The 10,771-nt window shown below is 70.5% G+C and carries 9 protein-coding genes; 6 read left to right on the plus strand and 3 right to left on the minus strand.

Features of this window, described 5'->3' with window-relative positions; genetic code table 11:
- The first annotated feature begins 273 nt into the window (after nucleotides 1-273).
- Nucleotides 274-1,296: a sugar kinase gene (locus tag JR064_RS21605; RefSeq protein ID WP_191826325.1), complete on the plus strand. Its 1,023-nt coding sequence runs from the start codon at nucleotides 274-276 to the stop codon at nucleotides 1,294-1,296.
- 720 nt (nucleotides 1,297-2,016) lie between these two features.
- Here the strand turns inward: JR064_RS21605 and fabV are convergent.
- The 3 genes from fabV to JR064_RS21620 form a co-directional block, all read right to left on the minus strand.
- Nucleotides 2,017-3,222, minus strand: a complete 1,206-nt coding sequence (fabV, locus tag JR064_RS21610) for an enoyl-ACP reductase FabV (RefSeq protein ID WP_206231091.1) — start codon at nucleotides 3,220-3,222, stop codon at nucleotides 2,017-2,019.
- Nucleotides 3,223-3,534: 312 nt separating this feature from the next.
- A complete protein-coding gene (locus JR064_RS21615; protein WP_191826662.1) occupies nucleotides 3,535-4,167 on the minus strand; it encodes a response regulator in 633 nt (210 codons plus the stop codon).
- Nucleotides 4,164-5,264, minus strand: coding sequence for a sensor histidine kinase (locus JR064_RS21620; RefSeq protein ID WP_206231092.1), 1,101 nt, complete (start codon nucleotides 5,262-5,264; stop codon nucleotides 4,164-4,166). The genes JR064_RS21615 and JR064_RS21620 overlap by 4 nt, the downstream gene beginning before the upstream one ends.
- Before the next feature lie 209 nt (nucleotides 5,265-5,473).
- Here JR064_RS21620 and JR064_RS21625 point away from each other — a divergent pair, with 209 nt between their 5' ends.
- The 5 genes from JR064_RS21625 (at nucleotide 5,474) to dld (ending at nucleotide 10,401) form a co-directional block, all read left to right on the plus strand.
- On the plus strand, nucleotides 5,474-6,055 hold the full coding sequence (locus JR064_RS21625) for a methyltransferase family protein (RefSeq protein ID WP_206231093.1): 582 nt from the start codon (nucleotides 5,474-5,476) through the stop codon (nucleotides 6,053-6,055).
- Between the two features lie 10 nt (nucleotides 6,056-6,065).
- Entirely contained in the window at nucleotides 6,066-6,521 is a 456-nt protein-coding gene (locus JR064_RS21630) for a DUF2214 family protein (RefSeq protein WP_206231094.1), read from the plus strand.
- Between the two features lie 102 nt (nucleotides 6,522-6,623).
- On the plus strand, nucleotides 6,624-7,496 hold the full coding sequence (gene lldR, locus JR064_RS21635; RefSeq protein WP_206231095.1) for a transcriptional regulator LldR: 873 nt from the start codon (nucleotides 6,624-6,626) through the stop codon (nucleotides 7,494-7,496).
- Nucleotides 7,493-8,653, plus strand: coding sequence for an FMN-dependent L-lactate dehydrogenase LldD (gene lldD / locus JR064_RS21640; RefSeq protein WP_206231096.1), 1,161 nt, complete (start codon nucleotides 7,493-7,495; stop codon nucleotides 8,651-8,653). Before lldR ends, lldD begins: the two co-directional genes overlap by 4 nt.
- A 5-nt stretch (nucleotides 8,654-8,658) precedes the next feature.
- Entirely contained in the window at nucleotides 8,659-10,401 is a 1,743-nt protein-coding gene (dld, locus tag JR064_RS21645) for a D-lactate dehydrogenase (protein ID WP_206231097.1), read from the plus strand.
- Nucleotides 10,402-10,771: the final 370 nt, after the last annotated feature.

Below are 10,771 nucleotides of genomic sequence, written 5' to 3' on the forward strand. Positions count from 1 at the left end.
ACTGCGTGATATTTCGGGCTGTTGCCGCGGATGACACCGCTGGTCAAAACCGACGTTAACAGTTGCGAAACATTGCGGCATCTTGCAGCGCAACAGAAAATCCGGCGAATTTGCAGGCTTTCGGCACAAAGCCTTGCCTGGCTTGGCGCGGCCGCTGCGACCGCTCGGCATAGGTCGCCGCAAAAAATGACACCGATAGCCAATGGACTTGGCCGGGGCCGCCGTTCCCGGCATGCTGGGCCCCCTCTTCGACCGATCAGGATCTTCCCTGCCATGACCGCCTCCCGCATCGTCTGCTTCGGCGAACTGTTGCTGCGCCTCGGCGCCCCTGGCCACGAACGCCTGCTGCAATCGCCGCGACTGGACGTGCATGTCGGCGGCGCCGAGGCCAACGTCGGCGTGTCGCTGGCGCATTTCGGCCACGACGTGGCGATGGTCAGCGTGCTGCCGGACAACCCGTTGGGCGAAGCGGCCGCCGGCGAATTGCGCCGGCACGGCGTGGATACCCGCGGCGTGCGCTTCGTGCCCGGGCGCATGGGCCTGTATTTCCTGACCACCGGCGCCGGGCACCGCCCCAGCGAGGTCACCTACGACCGCGCCGGCTCGGCCTTCGCGCAGGCAGAAGCGGACGCCTACGATTGGCCGGCGCTGCTGCAGGGTGCGGACTGGCTGCACCTGTCCGGGGTGACCCCGGCGCTGGGCGAACGCGGCGCGGCCGCGGCGCTGGCGGCGGCGCGCAGCGCGCGCGCGCTCGGCGTGCGCGTGTCGTTCGACGGCAACTACCGGCCCAAGCTGTGGGAGGCCTGGAACGGCGACGCGCCGGGCATCCTGCGCCAACTGCTGGCGCAGGCCGACGTGCTGTTCGCCGACTACCGCGACCTGGGCGTGGTGCTCGGCCACCAGTATCCGCAGGACAGCGCGCAGGCGCGGGTGGAAGCGGGCGCGCGCGACGCCTTCGCTGCGTTCCCGCAGCTGCAGGCGATGGCCTGCACCCAGCGCGTGGCGCACAGCGTGGACCACCACAGCCTGGGCGCGATGCTGCTGCGCCGCGACGGCCGCGTGGCGCAGGCGCCGAGCGAGGAGCTGACCGGCATCGTCGACCGCATCGGCGGCGGCGATGCGTTCGCCGCGGGCGTGCTGCACGGCCTGAGCCAGGGCTGGGACGACACCGCCACGATCCGCTTCGGCCTGGCCGCCGGCTGCCTGAAGCACTCGGTGCCGGGCGATTTCCATCCGCTGGGCGAAGCCGATGTGCAGGCTTGCGTGGGGACGTCGCGGTTCGATGTGAAGCGGTGAGGGGCTGGGATTGGGGAGTGGGGATTGGGGATTCGTAAGAGCGTTGGCTGCGGCGTTTTTGCGTGTGGGTTGGCGTTGCTGGCCATTCGTTTTTCTGTCGCGGCTGAAGCCGCTCCTACAGGGGCGGCGCGCACGGTTCTTTTGTAGGAGCGGCTTCAGCCGCGACAGGAAAATGAGGCGGTCGCGATGCCAGGCCCCCATGGGAATCGCGACATCGACGCCACCACGAATCCCCAATCCCCCATCCCCAATCCCGGCCTTTGCAGAAGCGGCTTCACCCGCAAGCTGCGACACGCTTCAGCCGCCGGGCGGCGTCCATTGAGGCGTGGTGCGGACCTTCCTGCAGTGCTCGGCACCGCGGCGGCTCTGGTTTCCCGCGTCGCGACTGAAGTCGCTCCCACAGTGGCGACCTGCACCATCTCCGCGGCGGCCAGCGGCGCTCCTTGTGGGAGCGACTTCAGTCGCGACGCAGGACGCCATCGAACGCGCCGGGCTCCAGGCCTCGGCCGGACCTTCGATCCGATGCGCGCCGCGGTAGTTTCATCGGTCCGGTCGCGGCTGAAGCCGCTCCTACAGAAGCGCGCATCTCCCCCTGTAGGAGCGGCTTCAGCCGCGACAGACACCCAACGCAAAACGGCCGGCATCGCTGCCGGCCGCCTCTCCAATCCCGAATCCCGGCTCTTCCAATCCCGAATCCCGAATCCCCAATCCCGGCTGTTCCTACAGCTCGATGCAATCGAACTTCACATCCGGATCGACCTCGGCGTCGTAGTCCACGTCCTTGCGCTCGAAGCCGAACAGCTTGAGGAATTCGTGCTTGTAGCCGGCGTAGTCGGTGAGCTGGAACAGGTTCTCGGTGGTGACCTGCGGCCACAGCGCCTTGCACGCGTCCTGCACGTCGTCGCGCAGTTCCCAGTCGTCCAGGCGCAGGCGGTTCTGCTCGTCGGTGGCCGGCGCCTGGCCGTCTGCGCGGTACATGCGCTCGCGGAACAGGCGGTCGAGCTGGTCGATGGTGCCTTCGTGCAGGCCCTTTTCCTTCATGATCTTGTAGACCATGGAGATGTACAGCGGCATCACCGGGATCGCCGCGCTGGCCTGGGTCACCACCGACTTGAGCACCGCCACGTTGGCGCTGCCGCCGCTTTGCTGCAGGCGCGCGTGCAGGCGCTGCGCGGTCTGGTCCAGGTCCACCTTGGCCTTGCCCAGCGCGCCGTGCCAGTAGATCGGCCAGGTGATCTCGGTGCCGATGTAGCTGAAGGCCACGCTGCGCGCGCCCGGCGCGAGCACGCCGGCGGCAGCCAGCGCGTCGATCCACAGTTCCCAGTCCTGGCCGCCCATCACGGTGACGGTGTCTTCGATCTCCTGCTCGGTGGCCGGCTCGATCGAGGCCTCGATGATCGCGTCCTTGTTGGTGTCGATCGCGGTGGCGGTGTAGGTCTGGCCGATCGGCTTGAGCGCCGAGCGCTTCACTTCGCCCGTGCCGGGCAGCTTGCGCACCGGCGAGGCCAGCGAATACACGACGAGATCGACCTGGCCGCCCATCTCGGTCTTGATCAGTTCGATCACCTGCGCGCGCGCTTCGTCGGAGAAGGCGTCGCCGTTGATCGACTTGCTGTACAGGCCCTGCGCCTTGGCGAATTTGTCGAACGCGGCCGAGTTGTACCAGCCGGCGGTGCCGGCCTTCTTGTCGCTGCCCGGCTTTTCGAAGAACACGCCCAGCGTGTCGGCGCCGAAGCCGAACGCGGCGGTGATGCGCGAGGCCAGGCCGTAGCCGCTGGAGGCGCCGATCACCAGCACCTTCTTTGGCCCATCGCTGCGCACGCCGCGCGCACGCGTGGCCTCGATCTGTTCGAACACGTTGCGCTCGCAGCCGAGCGGATGCGTGGTGGTGCAGATGAAACCGCGAACTTTCGGGTGGATGATCAACGTGGTGTCCTCTCGGCAAGATGCCCCGCGGCATCTTAATGTCTGCGCGGCGCGCGCAGAAGGGCCGGGTGCAGCAGACGGCATGGTATGGAGGTGTGATGCGGCGGCGGTGCCGGTGCATGCCTGCGACGAGGCGCAGGGCTGGCTGGAGTTGGCGGTGCGTGTCGCGCGGTGGGCCGGCTTGAATGCGTTCGTTTGGTCTGTGTCGCGGCTGAAGCCGCTCCTACAGTGGCGACAGAAGCCGCGGTGTGCTCGCGGCACGCACCGCATCGTGTAGGAGCGGCTTCAGCCGCGACCGGCATCCACAGCCGCTCAGATGATCCGCAGCGTGATCGCCTTGAGCACCGCGCGCGTGCGGTCGCGGGTGCCGAGCTTGTCCAGGATCGTGGAGACGTAATTCTTCACCGTGCCCTCGGCCAGGAACAGGCTGCGCGCGATCTCCTTGTTCGAATAGCCGCCGGCGAGCAGGCGCAGGATCGCCACTTCGCGTTCGTTGAAGGTGTCGCGCGGCGCGTCCTCGTCGCGGTAGCGGTAGCGCGCGCGGACCGGGTCGGTGCTGACCGGCTGCAGCAGGGTCTCGCCCGCGGCCACGCGCACGATCGCATCGCGCAGGTCCTCCGGTGCGGCGTCCTTGAGCAGGAAGCCCTGCGCGCCGGCGTCGGTGGCGCGCAGCAGCAGGTCGGCGTCGTCGAAGGTGGTCAGCAGCAGCACCGGGGTGGCGTCGCCGCGCGCGCGCAGCCGTTGCAGCGCCTGGATGCCGTCCAGGCCGGGCATGCGGATGTCGCTGAGCACCACGTCCACCGGCGTGGCCGCCAGCGCGGCCAGCAGCGCTTCGCCGTCGTCGGCCTCGCAGGCCACGACGATGCCCTGGGTCTGCAGCAATGCGCGCAGGCCGGCGCGCACCAGGATCTGGTCGTCGGCCAGGGCGATGCGCAAGGCGCTCACAGCGGCAGCCGCGCGGTCAGTTGCATGCCGCCCAGCGGCGTGCGGCCCAGCTCGAGCCGGCCGCGCAACGCGGCCAGGCGCTCGCGCATGCCGGCGATGCCATTGCCTTCCTGGATACGCTCGGCACGGCGGCCGTCGTCCTCGATGTCCACGCGCAATTGCCCATCCTCATGATGCAGACGTATCTGTACCTCATCGGCATCGGCATGCCGGGCGGCGTTGGTCAGCGCTTCCTGCACCAGCCGCAGCAGGGCCTCGGCCAGCTGCGGATCGGTGATGCGCACGTCCGGTGCGATCTGCAGCCGCAATTGCGGCCGCGGGAACGGCGCGGCCAGCGCGCGCAGCGCGGTCTCCAGATCCAGGCCGCGGTCGTCGCGCAGCGACTGCACCACGTTGCGGATATCGGCCAGCAGCTCGCCGGACAGGCGCTCGACCACGCCGAGTTCCTCGCGCCGCGCCAGGTCCGGATCGGCCAGCAGCAGGCGCAGGTTGATCCGCATCGCGGTCAGCTTGTGCCCGGCCACGTCGTGCAGCTCGCGCGCCAGGCGCAGGCGTTCGGCATCGCGCGCGCTGTCGGCCAGCAGCGCGCGCGTGGCCAGCAGGTCGGCGTTGACCCGGGCCAGCGCTTCGCGGGCGAGTTCGGTGGTGCGCGCGTAGTGCGCGGACAGCGTGGCGAAGGCGTGGAAGCCGGCGTAGATCAGGGTGGTCAGCAGCGCGCGCTTGAAACCGGCCGTGGACAGCAACAGGAACGTGCCCAGGTTGACCAGCAGCGCCAGCATCAGCACCCGGCGCGGCTCCCACAGCAAGGCCACCTGCGTCACCACCACCACCAGCAGCACCGGCGCGGTGCCGACGCCCGGTTCCAGCCACACCAGGGCCAGCGCCGCGGCGGCTTGCAGCCATAGCGCGGCATCGCGCAGACGCGGGGCGGGCAGATATCGGTAGCCAAGCAACAGCAGCACGAACAGGCCGGCCACCGGCCAACGCAAGACGGCCGGCGCTTGCGGCTGCAACTGAAACGACCACAGCACGGTGGCCACGGTGGCCAGCCCGGCCAGGCGCTTGGGTTCGATCAGATCGTGCAGGAAGCGGTGCATGCCGCGGATGCTGACCGCGCGGCGCGGCGCCGGCAATGGGGCCGGCGCAGAAAGTGACTTCCGGCAGGTCGGATCGATGACCAGCGGCCCCTGTCCGCGCGCGCCGACACGGCCACACTGGCGGCACGCCATGGATGACGCGGCGGCCCGTTCACCAGGCGTCCAGCGCGATGGCGTACACCGACACTGCTCCCCATGAGGAAACGACGATGCACCTGACCCTGCGACATCCCGATCTGTGGTTCACCGTGCTGGGCGTGTGCTGGGGCGTCTACGAGATGCTGCTCAGCCACCGCCGCCGCGCGGCCGATGGCGGCGCGCGCGACCAGTGCACGCTGCAGTTGCTGTGGCGCGTGCTGTACGCGGCGGTGGCGCTGGGTGTGCTGCTGGCCTTCGTCGGCGTGTGGCGCTATGCGCCGGCGCTGCAGGAGCCGGCGCGCTGGCTGGGCTGCGCACTGCTGGCCGGCGGCCTGGCGCTGCGGCTGTGGGCGATCCGGGTGCTGGCGCGCTGGTTCACGGTGGACGTGACCATCCAGGACGACCACCGGCTGATCCGCCATGGGCCGTACCGCTATCTGCGCCACCCTTCCTACACCGGCGCGCTGCTGGCGTTCTATGGACTGGCGGTCGGCCTGGGCAACGTGCTGTCGCTGCTGGTGATCGTGCTGCCGGTGACCTGGGCGTTCCTGCGCCGCATCCGTGTGGAGGAAGCCGCGCTGACCCAGGCGTTCCCGCGCGAGTACCCCGACTACGCCGCGCACAGCTGGCGGCTGCTGCCGTTCGTCTGGTGAGGGACGGCCGATGGGCGCGCTCGACCTGACCCTCGCCGTCCTCCACCACCTCGCGTTCCTGCTGCTGACCGCCGCACTGGTGGTCGAGTGGACGCTGCTGCGCGAACCGCCGCACGCGCTGCGGCTGGCGCGGCTGCTGCGCGCGGACGCCGTGTACGGGGCGGCGGCGCTGCTGATCCTGGTCGTCGGCGGCCTGCGCGTGCACTACGCACTCAAGGGCCAGGACTACTACCTGCACAACCCGTGGTTCTGGGCCAAGCTGGGCGTGTTCGCGGCGATCGGCCTGCTGTCGCTGCTGCCCACGCTGCGGCTGCTGCGCTGGCGCCGCCAGGCCCGCCAGCAGCCGGGGTTCGTGCCGCCGCCGGTGCAGGTGGCCGCGCTGCATCGCATCGTCAGCGCCGAACTGGCGCTGCTGGCGCTGCTGTTCGTGCTGGCCGCGACGATGGCGCGTTATGGCATGCTATGATTGGTATGACCAAATTTTGAGGAAAAGTCCCTTCCGCAGTTGACTTTGCGGAATGCGCGGCGATCTAATGGCTGCCCCGGTACGCCATCGGCAGTTATTGGTATGACCAATCCATCAGCACCCGCGACAACAGGCGGGACGACCCCGCCAGCGGCAGGTCGCGGCTCGCGCGATGCGGCGCCGCCGGATGCTGAGTCGGCTCCCGGCGGCGCCCGCCTCAGCGATCGCGTTGCCGCGCAGCTGCGGGCGCTAATCGCAGAACGCGGGCTGCAGCCCGAGCAACGCCTGCCGGCCGAACGTGCGCTGGCGCTGGAACTGGGGGTGTCGCGCACCGCGTTGCGCGAGGCGATCGCCCAGCTCGCCAGCCAGGGCCTGCTGCGCGCGCGCGCCGGCGGCGGCACCTACGTGCAGCGCCCGCACACCCCCGAAGAGCGGGTGGTGGCGCCGCTGCAACCGTTCCTGCCGCTGCTGCAGGGCGACCCGGAATACCGTTTCGACGTGCTGGAGACCCGCCACGCGCTGGAAGGCGCCACCGCCTGGCACGCCGCGCTGCGCGCGACCGACGCCGACCGCGCGCGCATCGCCGCTGCGTTCGAGGCGATGCTGCAGGCGCATGCGCAGGGCGATGCGGCCGCCGAGGCGCGCGCCGATGCCGACTTCCACCTGGCCATCGCCGAGGCCGCGCACAACCGCGTGCTGCTGCAGGTGATGCGCGGGCTGTTCGACCTGCTGCAGACCAATATCTCGCAGAGCCGGCACAAGCTGTTCCAGTCGCCGCGCACCTTCGCCCCGCTGCTGGCGCAGCACCGCGCGCTGCGCGACGCGATCCTGGCCGGCGAGCCGGAACAGGCGCGCGACGCCGCACACGCGCACCTGGCCTTCGTGCACACCTCGCTGCGCAGCCTCGACGAAGACGACGCGCGACGCGCGCGCGCCTCGCGCCTCCCCTCCTCTCCCGACGACCCGCGCCGATGATCATTTCCGCCGCTTCCGACTACCGTGCCGCCGCCGAAGCGCGGCTGCCGCCGTTCCTGTTCCACTACATCGACGGCGGCGCCTACGCCGAGCACACGCTGCGGCGCAACGTCGCCGACCTGGCCGACATCGCGCTGCGCCAGCGGGTGCTGCGCGACATGGCCGCGCTGAGCCTGGAGACCGAGCTGTTCGGCGAGCGCCTGGCGCTGCCGCTGGCGCTGGCCCCGGTCGGGCTGACCGGCATGTACGCGCGCCGCGGCGAGGTGCAGGCCGCGCGCGCGGCGGCGGCCAAGGGTGTGCCGTTCACCCTGTCCACGGTGTCGGTGTGCCCGATCGAGGAAGTGGCGCCGGCGATCGACCGGCCGATGTGGTTCCAGCTGTACGTGCTCAAGGACCGCGGCTTCATGCGCAACGCGCTGGAGCGGGCCAAGGCCGCCGGCGTGACCACGCTGGTGTTCACCGTGGACATGCCCACGCCCGGCGCGCGCTACCGCGATGCGCACTCGGGCATGAGCGGGCCGCACGCGCCGTTGCGGCGCATGCTGCAGGCCGTGACCCATCCGCGCTGGGCCTGGGACGTGGGCCTGCTGGGGCGCCCGCACGACCTGGGCAACATCTCCGCCTACCGCGGCAGCCCGACCGGGCTGGCCGACTACATCGGCTGGCTCGGCGCGAACTTCGACCCGTCGATTTCGTGGAAGGACCTGGAATGGATCCGCGAGTTCTGGACCGGGCCGATGGTCATCAAGGGCATCCTCGACCCCGACGATGCGCGCGACGCGGTGCGCTTCGGCGCCGACGGCATCGTGGTCTCCAACCATGGCGGGCGCCAGCTCGACGGCGTGCTGTCCAGTGCGCGCGCGCTGCCGGCGATCGCCGATGCGGTGAAGGGCGAGCTGAAGATCCTGGCCGACTCCGGCATCCGCAGCGGGCTGGACGTGGTGCGCATGCTGGCGCTGGGCGCCGACGCGGTGCTGCTCGGCCGCGCCTTCGTCTACGCGCTGGCCGCGGCCGGCCAGGCCGGGGTGGAGAACCTGCTGACCCTGGTGGAGAAGGAGATGCGGGTGGCGATGACGCTGACCGGCGCCAAGTCCATCGGCGCGATTTCGCGCGACTCGCTGGCGCGGGTCACCCGCGAAAGCACCGTGTCGCCGTAGCACCGATGTCCGACACGCGCGTCCCGGTGGCCGAAGCAGGCCTGCTGCGCCAGCTGCGCGACGCGGTGGGCCGCCGCCACGTGCTGGTCGGCGACCGCGCGACGCGGCGCTTCCGCAAGGGCTACCGCTTCGGCGAGGGCCGGGTGCTGGCGGTGGTGCGGCCCGGCACGCTGCTGGAACTGTGGCGGGTGCTGCAGGCGGTGGTCGCCGCCGGGCGCATCGTCATCGTGCAGGCCGCCAACACCGGCCTCACCGGCGGCTCCACCCCGGACGGCGACGGCTACGACCGGCAGATCGTACTGATCAGCACGCTGCGCCTGCGTGGCGTGCAGCCGCTGCACGACGGCTGCCAGGTCGTCTGCCTGCCCGGCGCCACCCTGGATGCACTGGAACGGCAGCTGCGGCCGCTGCAGCGCGAGCCGCATTCGGTGATCGGCTCCTCGTGCATCGGCGCCTCGGTGCTGGGCGGGGTATGCAACAACTCCGGCGGCGCGCTGGTGCGGCGCGGCCCGGCCTATACCCAGCTGGCGCTGTTCGCGCAGCTCGGTGCGGACGGCCAGTTGCGCCTGGTGAACCATCTCGGCATCGCGCTGGGCGACACGCCCGAGCAGATCCTGGCCCGGCTGCAGGCGGGCGACTACGGCACCGCCGACATCCACGACGACCCTGCCCTCGCCGCCTCCGACCCGGACTACGCCGCGCACGTGCGCGACGTAGACGCGGACACGCCGGCCCGCTTCAACGCCGACCCGGCGCGGCACTACGAGGCCTCCGGCTCGGCCGGGCGGCTGTGCGTGTTCGCGGTGCGGCTGGACACGTTCCCGCGCGAGGACAGTACGGTCTTCTACATCGGCAGCAACGCCACCGACGACCTGACCGCGCTGCGCCGCGGCCTGCTCACCGCTTTCGCGCAACCGCCGATCAGCGGCGAATACCTACACCGCGACGCGTTCGACATCGGCGCGCGCTACGGCAAGGACACCTTCCTGCTGATCGACCGCTTCGGCACCGGCGCGGTGCCCAAGGCGTTCGCGCTGAAGAGCCGCGTGGACGGCTGGTGCGAGGCGCTGGGCCTGCCTGGGCTGGCCGATCGCGCATTGCAGGCGCTGACCGACCGGCTGCCCGACCATCTGCCGCCGCGCCTGCGCGCCTACCGCGACCGCTTCGAGCACCACCTGCTGCTGCGCGTGTCCGCGCAGGACGCCGCCGCGACCGACGCCTTCCTCGCCGGCCACTTCGCCGGCAGCGACCGCGGTGCCTTTTTCCGCTGCGACGCCGACGAGGGCCGCAAGGCGTTCCTGCACCGTTTCGCCGTGGCCGGCGCGGCGGTGCGCTACCGCCAGGTGCATCGCGACACGGTCGAGGACATCGTCGCGCTGGACGTGGCGTTGCGTCGCAACGACCGCCAGTGGCAGGAGACGCTGCCGCCGGAACTGGAGGATGCGCTGCTGGGCAAGCTCTACTACGGCCACTTCTTCTGCCACGTGTTCCACCAGGACTACCTGGTGCGCAAGGGCCACGATCCGCTGGCGATCGAGCATGCGATGTGGGCGCTGCTGGACCGGCGCGGGGCCGAATATCCGGCCGAGCACAACGTCGGCCATCTATACCGCGCCAAGCCGGCGCTGGCGGCGTTCTATCGCGCGCTGGACCCGACCAACAGCTTCAACCCCGGGATCGGGCACACGCCGAAGGGCAGGCATTGGCGCGCGTGCGATGGCCGGCATGAGGAAGCGGAGGCGCGGTGAGCGCGCGCGTCATGCATGGCGTTGGCGCAGTGCGCCGCGGATGGCGTTGCGGTGTTGGCATGGAGTGGCTTGTACCGGCGTTGAGATGCGGCCTCCGTTCGTCGCGACTGAAGTCGCTCCTACAGTGGAGACGCGAGGACCAACCCGTCCGTAGCAAGCGGCGCTTCCTGTAGGAGCGACTTCAGTCGCGAAGGCATCCGCAGCCCGGAACAGGCTGTACCTGCAGATTGCGTGTCGCGGTGGACGCGGTCGGCATGTGACGGTTCGCGCCAACTGATGGATCGGGGCTCCGCTCGTCGCGACTGAAGTCGCTCCTACAGTGGAGACGCGAGGACCAACCCGTCCGTAGCAAGCGGTGCTTCCTGTAGGA

It is taken from the genome of Xanthomonas bonasiae, from assembly GCF_017163705.1.
Classification (GTDB): Bacteria; Pseudomonadota; Gammaproteobacteria; order Xanthomonadales; family Xanthomonadaceae; genus Xanthomonas_A; species Xanthomonas_A bonasiae.

Bases quoted from the DNA above. Each gene is read 5' to 3' on its own strand.
- lldR (WP_206231095.1), top strand. From the start codon at position 6,624: ATGACCAATCCATCAGCACCCGCGACAACAGGCGGGACGACCCCGCCA.
- JR064_RS21605 (WP_191826325.1), top strand. From the start codon at position 274: ATGACCGCCTCCCGCATCGTCTGCTTCGGCGAACTGTTGCTGCGCCTC.
- JR064_RS21630 (WP_206231094.1), top strand. From the start codon at position 6,066: ATGGGCGCGCTCGACCTGACCCTCGCCGTCCTCCACCACCTCGCGTTC.
- JR064_RS21625 (WP_206231093.1), top strand. From the start codon at position 5,474: ATGCACCTGACCCTGCGACATCCCGATCTGTGGTTCACCGTGCTGGGC.
- JR064_RS21620 (WP_206231092.1), bottom strand. From the start codon at position 5,264: ATGCACCGCTTCCTGCACGATCTGATCGAACCCAAGCGCCTGGCCGGG.
- dld (WP_206231097.1), top strand. From the start codon at position 8,659: ATGTCCGACACGCGCGTCCCGGTGGCCGAAGCAGGCCTGCTGCGCCAG.
- lldD (WP_206231096.1), top strand. From the start codon at position 7,493: ATGATCATTTCCGCCGCTTCCGACTACCGTGCCGCCGCCGAAGCGCGG.